The sequence below is a fragment of the Phenylobacterium terrae genome, from assembly GCF_042681205.1.
Taxonomy (GTDB): domain Bacteria; phylum Pseudomonadota; class Alphaproteobacteria; order Caulobacterales; family Caulobacteraceae; genus Phenylobacterium; species Phenylobacterium terrae.
Map to the genome: position 1 here is coordinate 110,048 of NZ_JBHUEY010000001.1, position 23,790 is coordinate 133,837.

Sequence of the window (23,790 nt, forward strand, 5' to 3'; positions counted from 1 at the left end):
CCGCTCAGCCGGCCGCCGCCGCCCGTCCGGGCTCAGGCAGGCCGAGGATCCGCTTGGCGATGATGTTGTTCTGGATCTCGTAGGAGCCGGCGAAGATGGTGTTCGCCTTGCCGGACAGCCATTCGCGCACGCACGCCAGCTCCTCGGGCGTGAAGCCCTCGCCGTCCCAGCCGAGGCCCTGGGCCCCCATCGCCTCGACCAGCAGTTCGGCCCGCTCCTGCACCAGCAGGGAGGAGACGTTCTTCAGGATCGACGTCGCCGCCGTGGGGCCGCCGCCGGACGCCTCGGCGATGGTCCGCTGCATGGTGAGGTTGAAGGCCTGGCGCTCCATGGCGTGCCGCACGAGCCGCATGCGCAGGTCGGCGTCGGCCAGCCGGCCGGCCGCGTCGCGCCCGACGTACTCGGCCACCACCTCCTCGATCGGGCGCTGCTCGGTGGCCCGGCGGGGCGCGTCCTCGTTGCGCTGGCGCTCGTACTGCAGCAGCCGCTTGCCCACGGTCCAGCCGCCGTTCAGCTCGCCGACGAGGTTCTCCTTGGGCACCTTCACGTCGGTGAAGAAGGTCTCGCAGAAGGGCGAGCGGCCGGCGATCAGCAGGATCGGCCGCACCTCCACCCCCGGCGAGCGCATGTCGATCAGCAGGAAGGAGATGCCGTCGTGCTTGCGGGTCGGATCGGTCCGCACCAGGCAGAAGCACCAGTCGGCGTACTGGGCGCCGGAGGTCCAGATCTTCTGGCCGTTGACCAGGAAGTGGTCGCCCTTGTCCTCGGCCCGGGTCTGCAGGGACGCCAGGTCCGACCCGGCGTTCGGCTCGGAGTAGCCCTGGCACCAGCGGGTCTCCCCGCGGGTGATCGGCGGGATGTGCCGCTGCTTCTGCGCCTCGGTCCCGTATTCCAGCAGGGTCGGGCCCAGCATGCGCACGCCCATGCTCCAGCCGATCGGGTTCCAGGCCCCGACCTTGCGCATCTCCTCGCGCAGGACCCGGGCCTCCTGGGGCGTGAGCCCGCCGCCGCCGTAGGCCGCCGGCCAGGTGGGCGTGCCCCAGCCCTTGGCGCACAGGCGAGCGCGCCACAGGCCGAACTCCGCCTCGTCCGGCTCGGCCTGTCCCGACTGCGGCGCACGGCCCGCCAGCGCGCTGGGGAAGTTGTCCTGCAGCCAGGCCTGCGCCTCGAGCCGGAAGGCCTCGAGCGCGTCGCGAGTCGATACGGGCGCCTGCATCTGTCCATCCTGTTCCGCAACGGCAGCCTACCCTATAGTAATTGGTGCGAATGTCATCAAGTCAGCGGCGCGACGGGCATCCTGGGCCTGCGTTGAGCCTTGCGGCGACACCGCTATGCTGGCCGGGAAAGGAGGGCCGCATGCGCGCCTCGCCGCCGACGGAACTCACCCGCGCCGAGCTCTTCGAGCGGGTCTGGCGCGAGCCCTTGTCCAAGGTCGCGGGCGAGTTCGGCGTCAGCGCGAGCGGCCTGGCGAAGATCTGCGACCGGACCGCCATCCCCTACCCGACGCGCGGCCACTGGGCCAAGGCGAGGGCCGGACGCGCCCCGCTCCCCCCGGCCCTGCCGCCGGCGCCGGAAGGGGTGGGCGAGACGGTCCCGATCGTCCCGGGGCGATCGGTCACCCGCCGGCCGCGCGCCCGCCTCGCCTTCGAGGACCGCCGCGCCCACCTGCTGGACGTGGCCGCCCAGATCATCTTGCGCGAGGGCCTGCACGCGCTCAGCATCAAGCGTCTGGCCCGGGAGGCCGGGGTGACGGCGCCGCGCGCCTACCATTTCTTCCCCACGGTGGACGACCTGCTGGTGGAGCTGGCCCGCCGCGAGCTGCAGGCCGTCCGCGCGGCCCAGGTCGCCGAGGTCGAGACCGCCACCCGCCCCGCCGACCGGCTGCGGCTGTCGACCGTCACCTACCTGCGCCAGGTGGCCGAACGCGGCGTGCTGCTGCAGACCCTGCAGGGCGCCCCCGCCGTCCGGCGCGGCCTGCGCCGCGAGCAGCGGGCCCTGCGCGCGGCCAACACCGCCATCGTCGCCGACCGCTTCAGCCGCAGCCACCGGGTGCCCGACGACGTCGCCCGCGCGGCGACCACGGTGCTGACCAGCCTGGTGCTGCGGGCCGGGCGGCTTCTGGCGCGCGGGCGGCTCGACCTGCCGGACGCGGAGGCCCTCGCCGCCGACATCGTCGAGACCGGCAACCGGCGGCTAGCGGCGCGCTTCCGCCCCGCGGCGCCGGGCGGCGTCGATGACGCCTAGGACCAGTTCGCGGCAGACCTCGGCGCCGCGCTCCTCGTCCAGTTCGCCCTGGTAGACCAGCCGGCCGCACTCCTCCGGCAGGGTGATGCCGAGGCTGACGCAGGCGACGCACTCGCGCAGCGGAAGCTGGAACTCGCGCCGCAGGCCCCGCGCGAATCGCCGGGCGATACGGCCCTGCACCGCCGCCGCCCGCGCCGAAAGCCGCCCGGCCATGAACCGGTCGCGCAGGATGATGTGGATCACCGGCCCCGTCTGGACGACGCGCCGGAAGTAGAGGTCGGCCGCCACCGTGGCCGCGTCCGCCAGGTCCGTCCGCCCCGCCGCCGACTCGAGCCCCGCCGCCAGCAGCTCGTCGAATCCGCGCTCGACCAGCGCGTTGTAGAGATCGTGCGGCTCCGGGAAGTAGCGGTAGACCAGCGCCTTGCTGACCTTGGCCGCGTCCGCCAGGTCCTGCACGCCGATCGGCAGGAAGCCCTGCTCCAGGACGAGGTCGCCGGCCACTTCCAGCAGGGTCTCCCGCCGGGCTTCCGGCGCCAGCCGGCGCCCCCGCCGCAGCCGCTTGCGGACGGCGGTCACGCGCGCGCCAGCCTCGGGGCGAAGGTGGTGCTCATCAGCCTCGGCTCGTCGATCATGGTTCGAACCGAAACCTTTAGACCGCCCCCGGACTTGAGGCGAGCTTGCGCAGGTTCTCCTCGTGGGCGCTCTTGTCGAGCCGGAAGGCGAACAGCGTCGCGATGGCCGCCAGGTAGAGGGTGATGACGATCGGCAGGTAGACCGCGGCCATGTTGCGGATCACCTCCGGGTCCACCTGGCCGGGCTTGGCGTCCTGCGGGAAGCCGACGAAGGTCAGCAGCAGGCCGGAGGTGAAGACGCCGAGACCGGACACGGTCTTCTTCAGCAGGCTGTCGGCCGAGAACAGCAGTCCCTCCGATCGCCGCCCGGTGCGCACCTCGCTGTCCTCGACGACGTCGGCCAGCATCGAGGAGAGCAGGATGCCGGTGGTGAGCGCCGCCGTGCCCTGGAACACGCTCTCGCCGATCATGATGTAGAGCAGCGCGTCCGAGCCGTTCGGCGGCATCAGCCCGGCCAGCCGCAGGGCGATCGGCGCCGAGGCCAGCGTCAGCGAGATGGTCCAGACGATCAGCGCGCCGCGCTTCTTGCCCAGCGTCCGCGAGACGATCGGCGCAAGGGTGACCCCCAGCGCCGAGGCCACGATCCCCCCGCCGGTGATCAGCGCCAGCTGGTCGGGCGTGAACTCCCAGAAATAGGCCTCGAAATAGAGCTCGAGCGCCCCTTTCAGGCCGGTGGCGATGGCCAGCAGCGTCCCCGACGCCAGCAGGATGGCGAACGAACGGTTGCTCAGCGTGTGCGCCACTTCCCGCGCCATTTCGCCGAGCTTGGCGGTGCGCTTCGCCGGCCGGTGCAGGTGCGGGATGAAGCGGTGGGTCCCGGCGGTCGACACCAGGATGGTGAACAGCACCAGCAGAGCGGCGAACAGGCCGTATTGGGCGTAGCCGTCGCGGTTCAGGATGCCCACCGGGTACTCGGCCGTCGGCTGCAGGAAGAACTTGTAGGTGATCAGCGTCATCAGGTGCCCGCCGGCGATCCGGAAGAAGGCGCGGAAGGCCACCAGCGTCGTGCGCTGGTCGTAGTCCCGGGTGAGCTCGGCCAGCAGGGCCGTGTGCGGCAGCTCGAAGAAGGTGTCGAGGAAGCGCACCGTCAGGGTGACGGCCAGCATGTAGGCGAACACCGCCTCCTTCGACCACATCCCCGGCGGGCTCCAGAGCAGGAACAGGGTCAGCGCCAGCGGGATGGCCGAGAGGTACATGAATGGATGGCGCCGCCCCCAGGGCGTGCGGAGGTTGTCCGAGACCTGGCCGACCAGCGGGTCGACGATCGCGTCGAACACCAGGGCGATCATGATCGCCGCCCCCACCCAGGCGGCCGGCAGGCCCACGACCTGGTTGTAGAACAGCATCAGGAAGGCGCTCAGGCCCCGCGCCTTCACCCCGCTGGCGGTGGCGCCGACCCCGTAGAGCAGCTTGTCCGAGGTCCTCAGCCGCAGGCCGCCCGCCACGCCCGCGCGGCCGCCCTCCCCTGTCGCTTCCGCCATCCTCTTCCCTCCCGTCGCGGCGCAATGGCCGGATCTCACAACTAGAGCGCTTGTCAGCAACTCCTGCGTTCTACGACGCTTCGGCTTTGCGTTTCGGCATAAACAGCGTACTAGTCGTTTTATCAATTACAACGCCTGCGTCGTCCTGAGGCGCGGCGAACCGGCGGTCCGCTCAAGACCGCCGGGTTGGGAGAAGCTGCGCCGAGAGGCGCTCGGGAGGGTGAAACTGATGCGAAGCTCACACCTGGCCGCCGGCGCCTCCGCGCTGGCGCTGACCGCAATGCTGGCCGCGGCCCCGGCCCACGCTCAGGCCGAGGTCGAGGAGGTGGTCGTCACCGGTACGTTGATCGGCGGCGCGCCCACCGGGGCGATTCCGGTGCAGGTCTTCTCCAGCGCCGAGCTGCAGAAGCGGGGCGACCCGACGCCGCTGGAGTTCGTCAAGAACCTGCCGGCGGTGTCCAACACGGTCGGCGAGGCCAACCGGATCAACGGCCAGAACTCGGGCGCGGTGACGGTGAACCTGCGGGGCCTCGGCGCCTCGCGCACCCTGGTGCTGTTGAACGGCCACCGGCTGCCCATCGTCCAGTCCGCCGGCAGCGGCGTCGACGTGGCGATGATCCCCACCGCCGCCATCGGGCGGGTGGAGGTGCTCACCGACGGCGCGGCGGCGACCTACGGCTCCGACGCCATCGCCGGGGTGGTGAACTACATCACCAAGTCCAACTTCGAGGGCCTGGAGATCGACGCCACCTACAACGCCATCCGCAAGTCGGCGGGCGACTGGAGCGCCAACATCGCCTGGGGCAAGGTCGGCGAGTGGGGCAACGTGCTGCTCACCGCCGGCTACAAGCACCGCTCGGTGCTGCAGCAGGACGAGCGCGACTGGGGCCTCTATCCCCTCACCGTCAACCCGCAGTCGGGCTGGTCGGCGAACGGCAGCCCCGGGGCCTACCTGACCGGCCCGACCCGCACCGTCGCCGGCTTCAACCAGGGCTTCGTCGACCCCGGCTGCCTGGCGCTCGGCGGGGTGCTGACCGGCACGGGCAACTCGGCCCGCTGCCAGTTCTACCAGGGCCCGTTCAACAACCTGGTCGACGAGATCGACGGCTACCAGGTCTACGGCGAGGTGAACTTCTTCGTGGCGGACGAACACCGCCTGCACCTGGAGGCCCTCGCCGCTGGCCACGTGGTGCCCAGGGAAGTCCAGAACCCGAGCTACGCGCCCAGCAACTACCCGCTGGCCGTCACCGCCGGCGGCAACAACCCCTTCCCGGCCCCGGCCGGGACGGAAGGCGCGCGCGGCTACTACATCCCGCCCGACCACCCCGGCCTGCAGGCGCTGCTGGCGCTGAACCCGAACGCCTTCTCCGCGGCCCAGCTCGCCAACATCCGGGCCAACGGCGTGCTCACCTCCAACGCCGGCTGGCGCCCGTACGGCTACAGCGGCAACCCGCTGACGGGCGAGGGATTCCACTCCCGGCGCGAGATGCACCTGAAGCGCGTCTCCGGCGGCCTCTCGGGGCCCCTGGCGTTCGGGATCGACTACGAGGTCAACGCCACCTGGGCCGAGCAGACCAACGAGCGGATCACCTCCGAGATCACCGTCCCCAACCTGCAGTACGCCCTCCTGGGCCTGGGCGGCTTCGGCTGCACGCCGGGCGGGACGAACCCGGCCACCAGCACCCCGGGCCAGGGTCCCTGCCTGTGGTTCAACCCCTTCTCCACGGGCATGCCGGGCAACGCCCACACCCATGTGGCCAATCCGCAGTACCAGCAGGCGCTGGCCCTCGACCCGCGGGTCGCCAACAGCGAGGAGGTCATCCGCTACCTGGAGGCCAACCCCTACGCCTTCTATGAATGGTCGCGGATCTTCGAGGCCAACGTCGTCCTGAACGGCGAGCTGCCCTGGCGGCTGTGGTCGGACGAGCCGATCTCCTGGGCCGCCGGCGCGCAGTACCGCTGGCAGCAGGACAAGAAGGACCTGCCCGACGCCACCAACATCCTGAAGAACCCCTGCCCGATGCTTGGGGTGACCAGCTGCACGACCCCGACCGGCGTGCTCACCTTCTTCGGCGCCCAGAAGCCCTGGGACCTCGAAGGCGAGGTCTGGGCCTTCTTCGGCGAGCTGAAGATCCCCGTCACCGACCGGCTGGAGGCGCAGGTCGCAGTCCGCCACGAGGACCTGGGCGACATCGGCTCGACCACCAACCCCAAGCTGGCCATCCGCTGGGACGCGACCGACTTCCTGACCCTGCGCGGCTCGATCGGCACCACCTTCAAGTCGCCGGACCTGACCAACCTGGGCGACGACTTCCTGACCAGCGGCGGGGTGGTCTCGCAACTGGGCGCCTTCCGGCCCATCGACATCTACAACAACCCGAACCTCGAGCCGGAGACGGCGACGACCTACAACGTGGGCGCGATCGTCGACGTCGGCTCGTTCCGCGCGACGGTCGACTACTACGCCATCGACTTCGAGGGGGCGATCGAGCGGGACACGGCCGCCTCGATGATCAACGCCTTCTTCGGGCCCTCGCTCAACAGCCCGAACCACTGCACGTCCAATCCCCAGGACCCGTGGTGGAACCTGCAGCAGCGGTTCACCTTCACCGGCGGCGTGGGCGATCCGGCGACCTGCGGCCTGGCCAACCTGCTGAGGACCAAGAACCTCTACACCAACGCCCGCGACTACAAGATCCGCGGGGTGGACGCGACCTGGAGCCTCGGCCTGCCGGAGATCCTGGGCGGCCAGGTGCAGGTGGGCGGCGACCTCAACTACATCATCAAGTACGAGGCCTCGGCCTTCTTCTCCGAAGGCATCGAGCTGCAACCGGCGGAGGACATCGCCGGAACCATGAACGCGGGGCCGGCCATCCCGCGCTGGAAGGCGAACGCCTACATCCAGTACGCCCGCGGGCCGCACAACCTGCGGCTCTCGGTGCGCTACCTGGACGGGATGATCGACAACCGCGCGAACGTCTTCCCGCCGACCGCGACCAACCGGTTCGGCGAGAAGATCGACGCCTACGTGCCCGTCGACCTGATCTATCGCGTCGAGCTGCCCTGGGAGACGACCGCCACCTTCGGCGTCCTCAACCTGTTCGACCGCGATCCGCCGGCCGCGCGGCTGGACTTCGCCTACAACACCTACACGGCCGACCCCCTCGGCCGCGTCTACCGGCTGACCCTGCGCAAGCGGTTCTGAGCCGGCCGGGGGCGGGGGCGCAACGCCTCCGCCCTCGCCTTTGTGCGCGCACTTTCCGTTGAGTCACCGTGCGCCCGGTGTAATAGTCTCATCGTCAATAAAATAAGGGAGGAGCCGAGATGCCCTACGCTGCAGGTCGCGTGTTCCATGACGCCGACAGCCACGTGATGGAGCCGGCCGACTGGCTCGTGCCGTTCGCCGACGAGCCCTGGAAGGACCGGCTGCTGCGCAAGGATCCGCCCTCCACCCGCCCGCCCGTCGAGGCGCCCAAGGAGAAGGTCATCGAAGGCCTGATCGCCGGGCCCAAGGGCCGCCTGGCCTACGGCGCCTACGACCCGGCCGAGCGCGTCCACGCCCTCAACGAGCTGGGCTTCGCCAGTCAGCTGGTGTTCCCGACCTCGGCGCTGCGGCCGTTCCGCACCAGCAAGGACGAGGAGGTGCTCTACGCCGGCGCCCGGGCCGCCAACCGCGCCATGGCCGCCTTCTGCGGCGATCCGCGCCTGCTGGGCGTCGCCTACGTGCCGCTCGACAATCCCGCCCGCGCGCTGGAGGAGGCCCAGGAGGCCATCCGCCTGGGCTGCAAGGCGATCTGGGTGCCTTCGACCCCGGCCGGCGACAAGTCGCCCGGCCACCCGGACCTCGATCCCTTCTGGGCCCTGCTGGCGGCCAAGAAGATCCCCTTCGTCCTGCACATCGGGGCGGGCTCGCGCACCCTGCCGCAGGAGTACGTCAACAACGGCAAGCCCAAGTCGCCCGACCTGCACGGCGGCGGCGAGAACCTGCGCTTCAAGGACTACGTCGTCCTGCCCCACTCGGCCGAGATGTTCCTGGGCGCCCTGGTCTACGACGGCCTGTTCGACCGCCAGCCGGAGCTGCGCGGCGGGGTCATAGAATACGGCGCCTACTGGGTGCCCGGCTTCCTGCGCCAGATGGACATGGGCGCCCGCTCCTTCGGCCGCACCGATCCCTACCTGCAGAAGCTGTCGGCCAAGCCGTCGGAGATCATCCGCCGGCAGGTGAAGTTCACCCCCTTCCCCGGCGAGGACGCGGGCTATCTGATCCGCGACAGCGGCGCGGACCTCTACATGTTCTCCAGCGACTACCCGCACCCGGAGGGCACGAACGATCCGATCGCCCGCTTCGAGCGCACCTTCGAGGGCCTCACCGAGGACGACAAGGACCGCTTCTATCGCGCCAATTTCGAGGAGATGATGGGCGCCGCCCTGACCGTCCGCGCCCTGGAGGACGCCCGATGACCGACACCCTCGCCCCGCAACGCCTGACCGGCCCGTTCCGCGCCCCGCACAACGGCTTCCAGCAGGCCCCCGGCTCGATCCACAACGACGAGGTCGCCTCCAAGCTCGGCTTCAAGGGCGGCACCGTCCCGGGCTCGGTGCACATGGACCAGTTCGTGCCCATGCTGGTCCAGCTCTACGGTCCGGCCTGGTTCGAGACCGGCGACATCTCCCTGCACTTCACCCAGGCGACCGTCGACAAGGAGGAGGTGCAGGCCATCGTCGATCCCGGCGAGCCGCGCGCCCGCCTGCAGATGTTCAACAAGGCCGGCCAGCAGATCTGCATCGGCACGGCCTCGCCCAAGGCCCGCGACGAGGCTTCGGAAGTGGCCAAGCGGCTGGCCGACCAGGCCGAGGCCGAGCCCGGCCGCCTGCGGATCTACGCCGACATCAAGCCGGGGGACGTGACCTCCGACATCCCGATGAAGGTCGCCCGCGAGAGCTACGAGGCCTCGCTCGGGCGGATCACCGAGCGGCTGCCGATCTACGACGAGAAGGGCGTCCTCTCGCCGGCCCACGTGGTGCGCCTGGCCCACATGAGCCGCCCGTTCGTGCTGGCCAAGTCCAAGCAGCCCTACGTCGGCCTGTTCGGCGCGCTGGAGGTCCGGCACCTGGCCGGTCCACTCTTCGCCGACCGCGACTACGTCGGCCGCACCACCATGCGCAAGCTGACCGAGAGCCCGAAGACCGAGAACGCCTGGTACGACATCGACATCGCCGACGCCGCCACCGGCAAGGACGTGGCCAGCGTCACCTTCATGATCCGCGCCATGAAGCCTTCGTCGCCGCTCTGGAGCTGAGCGGCGGCCAAAACAAGAAACCACCGGGAGGAAGCCGAATGACCGATGCGGCCACGTTGGACCACACCGACCTCAAGGCGCGGGTCGACGCCGCCGTGGATTCCGGCATGTGCACCGCCGTCTGGGCCCAGGTCTGGCCCCAGAAGATGGCGGTGCTCGAGGCCGCCACCGGCCGCACGCGCACCTTCGGCGAGCTGAACGCCAACGCCAACCGCCTCGTCCGGCTGATGCGCGACCATGGCCTCACGGCCGGCGATGCGGTGGCCATCGTCTGCTCCAACCGGGTGGAGTTCCCCGACGTGCTGTTCGCCTGCCTGCGCGGCGGCTTCCGCATGACCCCGGTGAACTGGCATTTGAAGCCCGTGGAGATCGCCTACGTCGTCGACAACTGCGAGGCTCGCGCCGTTTTCGCCGACACCCGGGTCGACGGCGTGGCCGAGGCCATGGACGCCTGCCCGCAGCTGGTGCTGAAGGTCTCCATCGGCGGCGACCTGCCCGGCTTCATCCCCTTCGAGACCATCGACGACTATCCGGCGAGCGACATCGAAGACCCGGTGCGCGGCACCACCATGCTCTACAGCTCCGGCACCACCGGCCGGCCCAAGGGCGTCTACAAGCCCAACGCCCAGGCCGTCGGCGGCTTCGACCCAATTTACGACCGGGCCGTCGACAAGCACATCTGCACGGGCCCGGCCTACCACGCCTCGCCGCTGGCCGGAGACATCCGCCGCGCGCTCAACAACGGCGTCCCTACCGTCCTGATGGACAAGTGGGACACCGAGTTCGTGCTCAAGACCATCCAGGACCAGAAGATCACCCGCGGCCACTTCGTGCCGATCATGTTCCAGCGCATGCTGGCCCTGCCCGAGGAGGTGCGGGCGAAGTACGACCTCAGCTCATTGAAGCGCATCACCCACGGCGCGGCGCCCTGCCCGCCGGAGGTGAAGCGGGCGATGATCGATTGGCTGGGCCCGATCCTCTACGAATACTACGCCGGCTCCGAGGGCGGCGTCGGGTTCACCGTCACCTCCGAGCAGTGGCTGGCCCGCCCCGGCACCGTCGGTCGCCGCCCCCATAAGGACGCGGCCAAGATCCTCGACGACGAGGGCAACGAATGCCCGCCGGGCGTGCCTGGCCACATCTACCTGAGCCTCAAGGACCAGGGCGGCTTCAGCTACTACAAGGACGACACCAAGACCTACGCCGCCCGGCGCGGCGACTACTTCACCATGGGCGACATCGGCTACCTGGACGAGGACGACTGGCTGTTCCTCACCGGCCGCAGCGCCGAGACCATCATCGCCGGCGGGGTCAACATCTACCCGCAGGAGATCGACAACGAGCTGATCAAGCACCCGGCCGTCGAGGACAGCTGCACCGTCGGCATCCCCCACGAGGAGTGGGGCGAAGAAGTGCGCGCCGTCATCCAGCTGCGCCCCGGCTACACGCCCTCCGAAGAGCTCAAGCGCGAGATCCTCGACTACGCCGCCCGCGTCGTCGCCCGCTACAAGGTCCCCCGCGGCATCGACTTCGTCGACTCCCTGCCCCGCAGCGAGGCCGGCAAGATCCAGCGCAACAAGGTCCGCGCCCCCTACTGGGAAGGCCGCGCCCGGGCGATCTGAGACGCCGGGGGCCGGCGCTCCCGGCCCCCGCGCATCCCGCACCTGCAGGTTGCCCTCGCCCGGCGTTCGCGTACAGTGAAGCCGGCCCGCAGCGTGCGGGCTGACGCGTCGGAGGGCGCGAGATGCGGAGAGCGGCACGCCTGGTCGTGAAGCGCCGTACCCCGGCCTCGGGGCGCCTTGCGCCGCCCGCCCCGCCACCCCCCAAGCCGCATCGACCGCCCACAGCCGCCCGCGCGGCCGGCGCCGCGACGCCTGCCAAGAGGACACGCCCATGACCATCGTCAGACGCATCGCCGCCGAAGCCCTCGGCACCTTCTGGCTGGTGTTCGGCGGCTGCGGCGCCGCCGTGCTGGCCGCCGGCTTCCCGGAGGTTGGGATCGGCCTGGCCGGCGTCTCGCTGGCCTTCGGGCTCACCGTGCTGACCATGGCCTACTCCATCGGCCACATCTCCGGCTGCCACCTCAACCCTGCGGTGACGCTGGGCCTGTGGGCCGGCGGCCGCTTCCCGGCCAAGGACATCGCCCCTTACGTCGCCGCCCAGCTCGTCGGCGCGGTGGTGGCGGCGGCCTTCCTGCTGCTGATCGCCGGCGGCGGGCCAGCCTTCGACCTCGCGGCCAACGGCTTGGCCCAGAACGGCTACGGCGACGCCTCGCCCGGCGGCTATGGCCTGGCGCCCGCCTTCCTGATCGAGGCGGTGCTCACCGCCGGCTTCCTGATCGTCATCCTGGGCGCCACCGACAGCCGCGCCCCGGCCGGCTTCGCCCCCATCGCCATCGGCCTGGCGCTGACCCTGATCCACCTGATCAGCATCCCGGTCACCAACACCTCGGTGAACCCGGCCCGCAGCACCGGCCCGGCGCTGATGGTCGGCGGCCTCGCCCTCCAGCAGCTCTGGCTCTTCTGGGCCGCCCCGCTGATCGGCGGCGCCCTCGGCGGCGCCGCCTACCGCCTGCTCTTCGCCGAGACCCGGGCCCGCCCGGACATCGTCGGCGAGCCCGGCGCAGCCAAGTCCGCCTAGCGCCCGGCGCCGTCGCCGACGGCAGGTCTTTCGAACACGAAGACCACAAAGATCACGAAGACCACAAAGGGGCCGAAGGCCCGCCCTGCCCCGCACGCCCGCCAGCTCGCGCCGACGCTCGAGCGCCCTCGTCCTCTTCGTGTCCTTCGCGCCCTTCGTGGTCTTCGTGTCGAATAGGGCGCCGCCGCTCCGCGGCGACGGAGAGCCCTCATCTCCTTGGCGGTCTTGGCGGTCTTGGCGGTCTTGGCGGTCTTGGCGGTCTTGGCGGTCGAACTTGCTGCTTCCCAGCAGCCTCGTCACCCGCGCCGTCGACGCCGCCGATCCGGACCTCTAGACCCAGCGCATGACACCCGCCCCCCCCGTCGCCCAGATCCGGCTGGCGCTCGACGCCCCGCCCGGCGAAGGCGAGCCCCACCCCGCCCACGACATCTCCGCCGCCGCCCGCCTCGGCGACACCCTGTTCCTCGCCGCCGATGAGGCCGCCGACATCGAGATCCTCGACCTGGTCGGCGAGGACTTCGCGGCCCACCGCCGCGTCCGCCTGGGCGAAGCCTTCGACCTGCCCGGGGGCGCCGACGAGGAGATGGACATCGAGGGCCTGGCCGTGGAGGGCGGCTGGCTGTGGGTCACAGGCTCCCACAGCCTCACCCGCAAGAAGCCGAAGAAGTCCAAGCCCCTGGACACCCTCGCCCGCCTCGCCCAGCTCAGGCAGCGCCCCAACCGCATGTTCCTCGGCCGCCTGCCGCTCGCCGAGACCGCCCCCGGCCGCTGGGACGTCCTCACCGGCCCCGCCGCCGACGGGCGCCGCCCCCAGATGCTGCCCATCGGCAAGCACGGGAGCGACCTCTACAAGGCCCTGAAGAAACACCCCCTCCTCGGCCCCTTCTGCGCCCTGCCCGCCAAGGAGAACGGCCTGGACGTCGAGGGCATCGTCGTGGACGGCGACCGCGTGGGCCTCGGCCTTCGCGGCCCCGTCATCAATGGCTGGGCCCTGATCATCGAGGCCCGCATCGCCCCCGCCTCGGACGCCCCGGGCGAAGCCGACCTCGCCCTCGCCGGCGACCTCAACCTCCACGTCCTCGACTTAGGCGGCCTCGGCGTCCGCGACCTCAAGCGCCGCGAACGCGACATCCTCATCCTCGCCGGCCCCACGATGAAGCTCTCCGGCCCCGCCCGCGTCTACCGCTGGACCGGCTGGACCACCCCCGCCGATCTCCCCCACCGCCCGGTGGCCATCCTCGAACTCCCCCACGGCGAGGGCTGCGACCACCCGGAGGCCCTGGCGCCGGCGGGGCATGAGGGACGCGATGCGCTGCTGGTGGTGTGCGACACGCCCTCGCCGGAGCGGCTGGCGGGCGGGGCGGTGGTGGCGGATGTGTTTGGGGTGGAGTGAGGGCCTTTGTCGCGAACCTCCTCACGGCCGCGCTAACCGGCGACCTCCAGCTGAACTGGGCGAGATGGCAGAAATCGCAAGATTCTCGACATGGCGGCCGACGCCGCCGCGCCCCATTCTTCCCCGCGGCGGGGGCCATGGAGTCCAGCGATGCGCAACGAGAGCTCCGCGATCCCCGACATCGTCGATCGATCCATCTTCCAGAACGCAGTTGACGGCCTGCGCATTCGGGAAAAGGCCCACACAAGGGAGGGCGACGCGATCGCCGCCGCCCGCCGGCGGCTTCCGATGGTGAAGGTCGACGCGGCCACGCCCCTCGTCAGCGACCGTGGGACGGTGACGCTGCTGGATGCGTTCGAAGGCCGCCGCCAGCTCATCGCCTACTATTTCATGTGGTATCCCGGCCGCCCTGCGGCGCGGCAGTGCGAGGGCTGCACCTTCTTCACTTCGCAGGTCCGCGAGCTGTCCACACTGCACGCCAAGGACGTCACCTACGCGACCTTCTGCCAGGGCCCCTATGCAGAGAGCGCGCGCTACCGTGACTTCATGGGCTGGGACCTGCCCTGGTACGCGGTCCCGGACGCCTCGCTCGCCACCCTCCTGGACGGACGCCCCGCCGGCCGGATGTACCTCATCTGCTACCTGCGGCAGGGGGCCGAGGTCTTCGAGACCTACTGGACCACCCGCCGCGGCGTCGAGGCCATGGACAACAACTACCGCCTCCTCGACCTGACGCTCTACGGGCGCCAGCAGGACTGGGAGGACTCGCCCCCCGGCTGGCCGCAGGACCCGGAAGGCATGACCACCGATGGGCGCCCCACGCCCCAGTGGCCTCGCCTGAAAGCGGGATTTTCGGACGACCTTGGGGCCCCCGCGCCGTAGGAGATCGCCGGAGATGAGCGCCCCGCCCCTCGCCTCCCCTACACCTGCTGGTGTATCCGCCCCAACGCCCCCACCAGCGCCCTCAGCTCCTGCGCCGAGAACCGCCTCGTGAACTTCGCCTCGTGCTCGGCGATCGCCGCCTTGGCGCGCGCCAGCATCGCCTCGCCGTCGTCGGTCAGGTAGAGCTCCTGGCGGCGGCGGTCTTCCTTGGAGCGGACGCGGGTGACGAAGCCGCGCTGTTCGAGGCGGTCGACGACGGCCATCATGGTGGCGCGGTCGGTGCCCAGGGTGGCGGCCAGGTCCACCTGGCTGACGGCCGGGTTGGCGCCGATCAGCTGCAGGACGGCGCACTGCTTCTGGGTGAGGTCCAGCTCGGCCAGCGAGCTCATGAAGTCGCGGTAGACCGCCACGTGCGCCAGACGCAGGTGGAAGCCCAGGAGGCTGGTGAGCCCGTCGAGGTCGAGCCCGGCGTCGGCGGCGAGAGCCGCCTGCGAGGCCGGCGATGAGGTGGATGCCATGACCCACCTATAGCGGCCACCCGTTAGGGTACAAACAGTTGTTTGGGCGGCGGATGCGCGCGGGGGCTGTCAGCCCCGGTGCTGGTCGAATTGCGTGAAGGTCCCGCCCTCCCCTGCCAGCCGGACGAGCAGCGGCGCGGGCGTCCAGTAGTGGCCGAGCGTTTCGTGATAATGGGCGACGCGCTCCAGCACGTGCTTCAGGCCCAGGGTGTCGGCGTAGAACATCGGCCCGCCCAGATGGCGCGGGAAGCCGTAGCCGCTGGTCCAGACCACGTCGATGTCCTTGGCCCGGTAGGCGATCCCATCGTCCAGCAGCTGGGCCCCGACATTGATCAGCGGCAGGATGCAGCGCTCCTCGATCTCGGCGTCGTCGATGGTCCGCTGCGGGATCTGCCGCGCCTGCGCGAGCTCGCGGATCAGCGCCGTGGTGGCCGGGTTCGGGTAGGCGGTGCGGTCGCCGGCCTTGTAGAGATAGACCCCCTCGCCGGTCTTCTGGCCGAGCTTGCCCTGGGCGGTCAGGGCGTCGGAGACCACGAAGTAGGGATCGGGCCGGCTCTCGCGCTTGTAGAGCTCCTCGCGCACCTTGGTGCCCACGTCGATCCCGGCCATGTCGTTGACCTTGTTGGGGCCCATGGCGAAGCCGAACCGCTCCATCACCGCATCGATCTGCTCGGGGCTCGCGCCCTCGAGCAGGAGCTGCTCGGCTTCCCGGAAATAGCCGTCCTGCATCATCTTGTTGCCGATGAAGCCGAAGGCGTCGCCGGAGACGACGCCGGTCTTCTTCAGCTTGCGGGCCACCTCCAGGCTGGTGACCAGGGTCTGGGAGGAGGTCTGCTCCCCGCGCACGATCTCCAGAAGGCGCATGACGTGGGCGGGCGAGAAGAAGTGCAGGCCCACCACCTGCTCCGGCCGCCGGGTGGCCTTCGCCAGCTCGGTGATCGAGAGGGTGGAGGTGTTGGAGCCCAGGATGGCGTGCGGCGGGGCCACCGCGTCGATGCCGGCCAGCACCTTCTTCTTCAGGTCCATGTCCTCGAACACGGCCTCGATCACCACGTCGGCGTCGGCGGCCGCGTCCTGGGAGGTGGCGCCCCTAATCAGGCCCATCCGCTGCTCGAGCTCCTGCGGCGTCATGCGGCCGCGGCTGACGGTGACCTCATAATTCTCGCGCACCTGCTTGAGGCCCCGGTCGAGGGCCTCCTGGCTCACCTCGATCAGGGCGGTGGGCACGCCGGCGTTGGCCAGGGCCATGGCGATGCCCCCGCCCATGGTCCCGGCGCCCACGACGGCGGCCTTGCGGATCGGCGCCGGCTCCATGGCGGGCAGGCCCGGGATCTTGCCCACCTCCCGCTCGGCGAAGAAGACGTGGCGCAGGGCCTCGGACTCGCGGTCCTTCAGCGAAGCCTGGGAGAGCTCGTCCTCGCGCTTCAGGCCGTCGGCCAGCGGCAGCTCGATGGCGGCGCGGATGGCCGCGATCGTCTTCTCCTGGGTCGTGCGGCCCTTCAGGGCGCGGGCCTGGCTCTTCAGGTAGTCCGCGACCTCGGCCTCGGAGAAGCCGGCCGCATCGACGGTGCGTTCGCCCGTGCGGCGCACCGGGGCGCCCTGCGCCGCCAGCCGCCGGGCGTAGTCGAGGCCCCCTTGCAGGGGCGCGCCCTCGACGATCTCGTCGATCAGGCCCATCGCCTTGGCCTTGGCCGCATCCACCGGCGCGCCGGCGATCATCATCTCCAGGGCCGGGCGGGCGCCGATCAGCCGCGGCAGCCGCTGGGTGCCGCCGGCGCCGGGCACGATCCCAAGGGTGATCTCCGGCATCCCCATCCGCGCGTCGGCGACAGCGGCGCGATAGTGGCAGGCCAGCGCGCACTCCAGCCCCCCGCCCAGGGCCGTGCCGTGCAGCACCGCGACGACCGGCTTGGTCGAGGCTTCCAGCGCATCGAAGGTCTCGTAGTAGCCGGGCGCCTCGATGGCCCCGCCCAGTTCGTTGAGGTCGGCGCCGGAGAGGAAGGTGCGGCCCTCGCAGGCGAGGAGCACGACCTTCACCGCGGGGTCGGCCAGGGCCTGATCGAGCGCGGTCTGGATGCCCCGCCGGACGGCGACGTCGATGGCGTTCACCGGCGGCCGGTCGATCAGGATGACGCCGACCTCGCCCCGCCCCTCGTAGCGCACCGCCTCCGCCATTCCGCCCCTCCGATTGTAAGTATCGCGAACGATTTGGCGTTCTGACTATCATCGGCGGGCGGGGCTGTGAAGCGCCACTTTCCCCTCCCATTCATGGGAGGGGGGGACCGCCCGCCGAGCGTACGCGAAGAGCGGGTGGTGGAGAGGGCAAGCCCCAGGCGCGGCGGCGCCCCACGCTCCAATCTGCACTTCTCGATGGGCAGCGTGCGCGGCCCGCCCCCTCCCCCACTCGCTCTTCGCTCCGCTCGGCGAGTGGTCCCCCTCCCCCGTAAACGGGGGAGGAAGTTAGGCGCAGCCGCCGTTGGCCACCACCTCGCGCGCGCGGCGGTACACCGCCTCGCCGTCGACGCCGTCGAGCTGGCGGGCGTGCTCGAGGGCCATGGCGTCGTAGAGGGCGTCGAAGCGTTGCTGGTCGGCGGGCGGGATGGGGATGAGCTGGACGCCCTTCTCGCGGGCGTAGGCGAAGCCGCCGGCGTCGGCTTTGGCGATCTCGCGGGCGAGGGCCGCCTCCCAGACGGCGACGGAATCCGCCAGCACCTGCTGCAAATCCGGCGGCAGCTCGCGCCAGCGCTGCTCGGAGATGGCTCTCGCGGGATAGGCGCCGCGGCTGACCGACAAGAGGCTCATGTGCCTGGTCACCTCGTCAAAGTGCAGCGACTTGATGGTGTCGGCCGGCGCCACGACCCCGTCGATGATCCCCTTGGAGATGGCCGAATAGACCTCGCCCATCGGCATGGTCACGACGTCGACGCCGAGCGTCCTCAGCACCGGCACGAGTTCGGAGGGGGCGCGCAGGCGAAGGCCGCGCAGGTCGTCCAGGCTGCGGACCGGCCGGTCCCGCGTCAGCACGTGCGGCAGGTTCCCGCCCTGCACGGCCAACACCCGCACGCCGGCCATCTCCTCGGCGAAGGTCGGGAAGGCGCCCTCCAGGCAGCGGTAGACCGCCACCTGGTCCTCGATGCTGCGCACCCCGGCGTAGAAGCCGGCCTGGGTCTTCATCAGCTTCATTCCGGCGCGCATGTAGATCGGCGTGATCAAGGCCACGTCCGCCACCCCGTGGCGCAGCTCGATGACGCTCTGGTCCGAACTGATCAGCGCCCCGCCCCAGAAGGGCTGCACCTTCAGCCGCCCGCCGGAGGCCTCTTCCACATGCGCCATCCAGGCCTGGTCGGCCCGGCTGAACGGATGGGTCGGCGAATAGGGCGAGGCGTAGCGCAGCACCTCGACGCCGGGCTCGGGCTGCGGCGCACAGGCGGCGGCCGCCAGCAGGGCGGCGATCGCCAGGCAGGCGCGGGCCAGGCCCCTCACAGCTCCGGCTCCGAGAAGCAGGCGGCGTAGATCTTGTCGAGCAGGCGGTAGAGCTCGGCCTGTTCGGCCTCGGTGAGCGTGGCGTGGGCGGCCGCCTCGTTCTCCTGGGCGATGCGGCTGAGCCTGGCCAGCGCCGTCTCCCCCTCGGCGGTGATGAACAGGGCGTGGCGGCGGCGGTCCTCCGTCTGGCGCCGGCGCTCGGCCCAGCCGAGGGACTCCAGGCCGTCCAGCAGCGCCACGACCGTGGCCTTGTCGAAGCCGATGGCGCGCGCCAGCGTCGTCTGGTCCAGGCCTGGGTTGGCGGCGATCAGCGCCAGGGCCGAGAAGCCGCCGGGCCGCAGCTGCGTGTCGGTGATCCGCTCCAGGAACTGCCGCGACAGGTGGTTCTGGATCCGCCGGATGCGGAAGCCGATGACGTCGTTGAGGACGCCCAGGTCCACCTCGGGCGCGGCCTCCGCAGGCGTCGCGACCTTGTCCATCGAAGCTCCTGTCATCGCGCGGCCGGGCAGCGCTCCCGAAGGAACCGCTCCACGTCCTCCACCATAGCCTCGTGGCTCCAGTCCGTGGCGTCCACCATGTCGGCGGAGAGCTCGTAGACCGGCACGCCCGCGCGCTCGAGGGCGAGCTTGGTCAGCCGCGTGCCGCTGACCGACAGGCGGTTGGTCTCCGGCTGCAGGATGACGGCCGCGTCGATGCCGCAGGCCTTGGCCTCGGCCACCATCCATTCGTTCATCCAGGGCGGCAGGTGCAGCACCTCGTTCATGCCGCAGATCCGGCTGGCCAGGGCGCGCAAGGGATCGTCGAGGTTGTAGCGGATGTACTTGGCCCCGGTGAACGGCAGGTACATGGACCACACGAACACCGCGCCCAGGCGCGCCTCCAGCGCATCGTAGAAGCCGGGGTCGTGCCAGAGGCCGGCGCCGATCCACATCAGGCGCAGCTTCTCGTTCTTCGCGATGGAGACCCCGGCGTCGACGCGGGCCTGCACCTCGTCGCGGAACAGCCGGGCGTGCTCGATGGCCCAGGGCTCGCCCCGGTGCCACTGGGGGATCATCGCGTTGGGCATCTGCTCGGCGATGCCGACGGGGCACGGCCGGGTGCGGGTCGCCAGCCGCGCGGCCTCGGCGAGCAGCTCCTCCTGCTCGTTGATGCTGTGCATCAGGTCGAGCAGCTTGCCGTCGTCGAAGGTCCGCCCCGTCTCGGCCTCCAGGAAGCGGATCAGGGCCTTCATCTCCTCGACCAGCAGGTCGATGCGGCGGGCGGTGTAGACCTCGTCCCAGTGCTCGGCGCCGCGTTCGAACCAGCGGGCGTCCTTGTGCTCCCAGCCGGGGGCCTCCAGCGGGAAGAAGCGCGAGCCGAGCGCGTCGGCCCACAGGGAGAAGACCCGCTGGATGCAGTCGCAGGTCAGGCGCGCGACCAGCACGGTCGGCTTGGGCAGCCCGCCCCAGGGCGCGCGTGCGGGATCGTTGTCGAGGGTGCAGGCCAGGCCCAGGGAGCAGTAGCGGCAGGATGAGTCCGGGAACCCCTCCTTCTCCATCACCTCGAAATAGTAGGGCGAGAGCTGCTTGGCGGCGATGTAGCTGGCCCACCACTGGTTGGTGACGATGGGGATGTCCATCACGTGGAAGATCTCGTGCGGGGTATCGGCCTGCACGATGGCGAAGGGCTCGCCCGCTTCCACGACCCGCCGCTGAAGCTCCTTCACGAACTCGCGCTGATGGCGCGTCGCCAGGCCCGTGCACTCCAGGCGCTTGAGGCTGCGCTCGCCGGTCTGGCGCACGTGGGTGTCGGTCATGGCGTTACTCGAAGAGCTTGGCCGCGGCGAGCTCGGCGTAGGCCTCGGGGGAGAGGCCGACGATCTCGCGGCAGATGGTTTCGGTGTGCTGGCCCAGTCCCGGGGCGGTGGTGATCCGCGCCGGCGTACGGGAGAGCTTGTAGGGCTGGCCCTGGTGGGCGAAGGCGCCGAGCACCGGGTTGTCCGCGCCGACGAGGAAGCCGCGGGCCGCGAGCTGCGGATCGCGGTCCACGAGCTCGGCGGCGTCCTGCACGACGCCAGCGGCGATCCCGGCGGCCTGCAGCCGGGCCATCAGGTCTGCGCCGTCCTGCGGCGCGGTCCAGGCGGCGACCCTGGCCTCGAAGTCGGCGAGGTCCTGCGGCAGGCCCTGCCCCACCTGCTCGGCCAGCCGGGCGAGAGCGGCCTCGTCCTCGGCGGCGATGGCGATCCAGCGGTCGTCGCCGGCGGTGGGGAAAACGCCCTGGAACAGCGCCTCGGGCGCCCGGTTGCCCAGCCGCTCGGGCGCGGCGTCGAGCTGGGCCTGCAGCATGGCGCCGGCCATCTGCTGCACGCACACCTCGTACATGGAGGCGTCGATGTGGATTCCCTCCCCGGTCCGGCGGCGGTGGTCGAGCGCGGCCGCGGCGGCCGCGGCCATGTAGGGCGGCAGGACCACATCCCCGTAGGGCACGGCGCTGGGCGTCACCGGCGGGCGGTCGGGCCAGCCGGTCAGGTGCAGGCGACCCGACAGCGCCGCCCCGGTCCCGTCGACGCCCCACTCGCGGGCCAGCGGCCCCGTCTGACCGTAGACCGAGCCGCTCAGCATGATGATGTCCGGCTTGCGGGCCTTGAGGCTCGCGTAGTCCAGGCCCAGCGAGGCCATCGTGCCGGGGGAGAAGTTCTCCACCACGATGTCGGCCCAGTCGATCAGCGGCTCGATCACCTCGCGCCAGCGCGGGTGCTTCATGTTGATCCGCAGGCCCTGCTTTCCCGTGTTCATGTGGATGAACCAGGGCTTGTCGTCGAACTGGCCGGCCCGGCTGACGCCCACCTGCACGTCGATGCGCGACAGGCAGGGCCGGGTCGCCGACTCCACCTTGATCACCTCAGCCCCGTAGTCGGCGAGGTTCTTGGTCGTGAACGAGCCCACCAGCGCCCAGGAGAAGTCGAGCACCTTGACGCCGGCCAGCGCGGGCCCGGCCGAGCGGGGCCGGGGCTCAGGGCGGGCGGCCGGCGCGGCCAGCCACTCCGCCAGCACAGCCTCTGTGTGTTCGCCCGCCTCCGGCGCCCGGGCCGCCGGCGCGATCTCGCCGGCCCGCACGAAGGCCGCCGGAGCGACGATAGCCCGCCCCTCCGCCTCGACCTCCTGGAAGAAGCCGCGGGCGGCCAGGTGCGGGTCGGAAAGGATGTCGGCCGGGGCGTTGGCCGGCACCGCGTTGATCCCGCGCCGGCGCCCCTCCCCCGCGATCTCGGCCTTGGTGCGCGAGCGGAAGAAGGCGTCCATCGCCGTCTCCCACACCGCCCGCACGTCGGCCGGCAGGGTGGAACGGTCGTAGGCCAGCCAATCGACCTCCCGCATGGGATTGTCGAAACCCAGCTCGTCCATCCAGGCCGACAGCGCCTTGTTGGCCGGCGCGCCGATCCGGCCCGACATCAGCGCGTGGAAGCAGTAGCCGTCCTTCAGCTCCCAGATGCAGCGCACCCGCGCCGCCCCGTAGCTGATGTGGATGCCCGTGCGGGTCATCGCGCGCTTGTCGAACTGCCAGGCGAGGACGCCGTTCGTGCAGCGGCTCGCCGCCGTCTCCTGCACCGAGACGTCGACGTGCTGGCCGAGCCCCGAGCGCGCCCGCTCCACCAGCGCGAACATCGCCCCCGCCGCCGCCGCGCCGTTGGCGTGGAAGACGCAGGCGTCCCCGGCCTCCTTCACCGGCGCCCGGTCCTCGTAGCCGGTCACCCGCAGCGTGCCGCCGAGCGCCGAGCAGACCAGCTCGTTGCCGGTCCAGTCGGCGTAGGGCCCGTCCGAGCCGAAGGGCGTGATGGAGACGGCGATGACGCCCGGGTTGGCGGCCGAGAGAGTCGCGTGGTCGAGGCCCAGCGCCGCCCGGCGCCTCGCCGGCAGGTCGTCGATGACGAAGTCCGCGCGGGCGGCGAGTTCGCGAAGCTGCGAGTCGCCCACGGTCACCGACCGCTTGCCGAGGTTGCGGGCCATCCAGTCGAACCTGGCGCGCCGCGCCGCGTCGCCGCCGGGCGGCTCCACCTTGACCACGTCGGCCCCCAGCGTCGCCAGGAACCGCCCGCAAGCGGCGCCGAGGCTACCCACCTCCAGGACGCGATAGCCGGAGAGCAGCCCGCTCATGCCAGGGCCCTCGCCGGCAGGCGGGCGACAAAGCGCTCGACGCTGTCGGGCGGCGCTTCGCCCTGCAGGCGCAGGCAGGGGACGCCCCGCGCCTGAAGCGCCCGCTGCTGGGCCGGCTGCTCCCAGGTCAAGGCCTCCTCGACCGCGTCGAACCAGAAGACGACGCCGTCGGCGCGGGCGGCCTCCGCGAAATCGGCCAGGCGGTTCGGATCGACCGGGAAGGTGCGGCTGCTGAGCACCTGGCGGTGATAGTGCTGGGCGATGGCGCGGACCGGCTCGGCGGCCTCGTCCACTCGGCCATCGAACGCCGGCTCGCCGAACTCGTGGAAGTCGCCGACGACCACGGCGCCCGCCGCCTCGATCCGCCGGTGCAGCCCGTCGCTGGCCAGCCCGCTGCCGGCGATCACCACCCGCGGCCCGCGCAGCGCCGCGCCCGCCTGGGCGATCGCCGCGTCCAGCGCCGCATCGAACGACGCCGCCGCCATCAGCCCCTGGGCGAGCATCGCCGCCCGCGCGTCGAGGCCGGCGACCTTAGCCGGCGCGGCCCGGCGCAGCTCGGCCAGCGCGGCGATCCGCCCGCGCCGGCGGTTGGCGTCGGCGATGCGGGCCTTCAGGTCGGACGAGGCGCCGGTGATCCGTTCGAGCGCGGCCTTCAGCTCGCCGGTGCGGGCGAAGTTGTACTCCGCGCTCGAATACCAGGGGGTGTGCAGCAGGTCGTAGAGGATGGGCTCGGGCAGGTCCGCCTCGCCGGTCCGGCGCACCTCGCACAGGTAGTAGTAGAAGCGCTGCACCGAGTCCGACGTCCTCGGCAGCACGATCGCGTCGAGAAAGGCGTAGCCGCCCTCCAGCAGCTTCTCGAACACGCCGCGGACCAGCGGGTCGAACTGAGGCTCCATGTAGCGGTCGGCGAGCGGGGTGGCGTCCCGTAGCTCGACGAGCCGCAGCGGGAAGGCGCCAGCCGCGGCGATCAGCTCGGTGGGCACGGTCGCGCCCATGTAGCCCACCACCTTGCCGCCGGCCCCCTTGAAGGCGCGGGCGGCGGCGTCCGGGTCGCGGGCGGCGTCGTGGAAGGGTTGGAAGGTCATCG

The 23,790-nt window shown here is 71.2% G+C and carries 18 protein-coding genes; 8 read left to right on the forward strand and 10 right to left on the reverse strand.

Features of this window, described 5'->3' with window-relative positions; genetic code table 11:
- Positions 1-4: 4 nt before the first annotated feature.
- Positions 5-1,216 carry an acyl-CoA dehydrogenase family protein gene (locus ACFSC0_RS00565; RefSeq protein WP_377281295.1) on the reverse strand — a complete coding sequence of 404 codons (1,212 nt, stop codon included), beginning with the start codon at positions 1,214-1,216 and terminating at the stop codon, positions 5-7.
- A gap of 140 nt (positions 1,217-1,356) precedes the next feature.
- Here ACFSC0_RS00565 and ACFSC0_RS00570 point away from each other — a divergent pair, with 140 nt between their 5' ends.
- Complete coding sequence (locus ACFSC0_RS00570) at positions 1,357-2,244, forward strand: TetR/AcrR family transcriptional regulator (RefSeq protein WP_377281294.1); 888 nt, start codon at positions 1,357-1,359, stop codon at positions 2,242-2,244.
- Here ACFSC0_RS00570 and ACFSC0_RS00575 read toward each other — a convergent pair.
- Positions 2,194-2,820: a TetR/AcrR family transcriptional regulator gene (locus ACFSC0_RS00575; RefSeq protein ID WP_377281293.1), complete on the reverse strand. Its 627-nt coding sequence runs from the start codon at positions 2,818-2,820 to the stop codon at positions 2,194-2,196. The two genes, ACFSC0_RS00570 and ACFSC0_RS00575, sit on opposite strands and share 51 nt — an antisense overlap.
- Positions 2,821-2,893: 73 nt before the next feature.
- Positions 2,894-4,357, reverse strand: a complete 1,464-nt coding sequence (locus tag ACFSC0_RS00580; RefSeq protein WP_377281292.1) for an MFS transporter — start codon at positions 4,355-4,357, stop codon at positions 2,894-2,896.
- A gap of 229 nt (positions 4,358-4,586) precedes the next feature.
- On the opposite strand from ACFSC0_RS00580, the gene ACFSC0_RS00585 reads away from it, so the two are divergent.
- The 7 genes from ACFSC0_RS00585 to ACFSC0_RS00615 all read left to right on the forward strand — a co-directional run bounded on the left by ACFSC0_RS00585 (position 4,587) and on the right by ACFSC0_RS00615 (position 14,572).
- On the forward strand, positions 4,587-7,562 hold the full coding sequence (locus ACFSC0_RS00585; protein WP_377281291.1) for a TonB-dependent receptor domain-containing protein: 2,976 nt from the start codon (positions 4,587-4,589) through the stop codon (positions 7,560-7,562).
- Positions 7,563-7,681: 119 nt separating this feature from the next.
- Complete coding sequence (locus ACFSC0_RS00590) at positions 7,682-8,818, forward strand: amidohydrolase family protein (RefSeq protein ID WP_377281290.1); 1,137 nt, start codon at positions 7,682-7,684, stop codon at positions 8,816-8,818.
- Positions 8,815-9,657, forward strand: coding sequence for a hypothetical protein (locus tag ACFSC0_RS00595; RefSeq protein WP_377281289.1), 843 nt, complete (start codon positions 8,815-8,817; stop codon positions 9,655-9,657). The genes ACFSC0_RS00590 and ACFSC0_RS00595 overlap by 4 nt, the downstream gene beginning before the upstream one ends.
- 38 nt (positions 9,658-9,695) lie before the next feature.
- Positions 9,696-11,279, forward strand: coding sequence for an AMP-binding protein (locus tag ACFSC0_RS00600; RefSeq protein WP_377281288.1), 1,584 nt, complete (start codon positions 9,696-9,698; stop codon positions 11,277-11,279).
- Positions 11,280-11,550: 271 nt separating this feature from the next.
- Positions 11,551-12,297, forward strand: a complete 747-nt coding sequence (aqpZ, locus tag ACFSC0_RS00605; protein ID WP_377281287.1) for an aquaporin Z — start codon at positions 11,551-11,553, stop codon at positions 12,295-12,297.
- A 343-nt stretch (positions 12,298-12,640) separates the two neighbouring features.
- The gene (locus ACFSC0_RS00610) at positions 12,641-13,690 is read left to right on the forward strand and encodes a DUF3616 domain-containing protein (protein WP_377281286.1); all 1,050 of its coding nucleotides are present in this window, start codon (positions 12,641-12,643) and stop codon (positions 13,688-13,690) included.
- 150 nt (positions 13,691-13,840) lie between these two features.
- The gene (locus ACFSC0_RS00615; RefSeq protein WP_377281285.1) at positions 13,841-14,572 is read left to right on the forward strand and encodes a DUF899 family protein; all 732 of its coding nucleotides are present in this window, start codon (positions 13,841-13,843) and stop codon (positions 14,570-14,572) included.
- A gap of 38 nt (positions 14,573-14,610) precedes the next feature.
- On the opposite strand, the gene ACFSC0_RS00620 is transcribed toward ACFSC0_RS00615, so the two are convergent.
- The 7 genes from ACFSC0_RS00620 to ACFSC0_RS00650 form a co-directional block, all read right to left on the reverse strand.
- On the reverse strand, positions 14,611-15,090 hold the full coding sequence (locus ACFSC0_RS00620) for a MarR family winged helix-turn-helix transcriptional regulator (protein ID WP_377281284.1): 480 nt from the start codon (positions 15,088-15,090) through the stop codon (positions 14,611-14,613).
- Positions 15,091-15,159: 69 nt separating this feature from the next.
- Complete coding sequence (locus ACFSC0_RS00625) at positions 15,160-17,265, reverse strand: 3-hydroxyacyl-CoA dehydrogenase NAD-binding domain-containing protein (RefSeq protein ID WP_377281283.1); 2,106 nt, start codon at positions 17,263-17,265, stop codon at positions 15,160-15,162.
- A 285-nt stretch (positions 17,266-17,550) separates the two neighbouring features.
- Positions 17,551-18,573: a TRAP transporter substrate-binding protein DctP gene (gene dctP, locus ACFSC0_RS00630; protein WP_377281282.1), complete on the reverse strand. Its 1,023-nt coding sequence runs from the start codon at positions 18,571-18,573 to the stop codon at positions 17,551-17,553.
- Positions 18,570-19,052 (reverse strand): MarR family winged helix-turn-helix transcriptional regulator, encoded by a 483-nt coding sequence (locus ACFSC0_RS00635; protein WP_377281281.1) that lies wholly within the window; start codon positions 19,050-19,052, stop codon positions 18,570-18,572. Before ACFSC0_RS00635 ends, dctP begins: the two co-directional genes overlap by 4 nt.
- Positions 19,053-19,063: 11 nt before the next feature.
- Entirely contained in the window at positions 19,064-20,368 is a 1,305-nt protein-coding gene (locus ACFSC0_RS00640; protein WP_377281280.1) for a 2-hydroxyacyl-CoA dehydratase subunit D, read from the reverse strand.
- A 4-nt stretch (positions 20,369-20,372) separates the two neighbouring features.
- On the reverse strand, positions 20,373-22,703 hold the full coding sequence (locus ACFSC0_RS00645; protein ID WP_377281279.1) for a CaiB/BaiF CoA-transferase family protein: 2,331 nt from the start codon (positions 22,701-22,703) through the stop codon (positions 20,373-20,375).
- Entirely contained in the window at positions 22,700-23,788 is a 1,089-nt protein-coding gene (locus ACFSC0_RS00650; RefSeq protein ID WP_377281278.1) for a 2-hydroxyacyl-CoA dehydratase, read from the reverse strand. The genes ACFSC0_RS00645 and ACFSC0_RS00650 overlap by 4 nt, the downstream gene beginning before the upstream one ends.
- Positions 23,789-23,790: the final 2 nt, after the last annotated feature.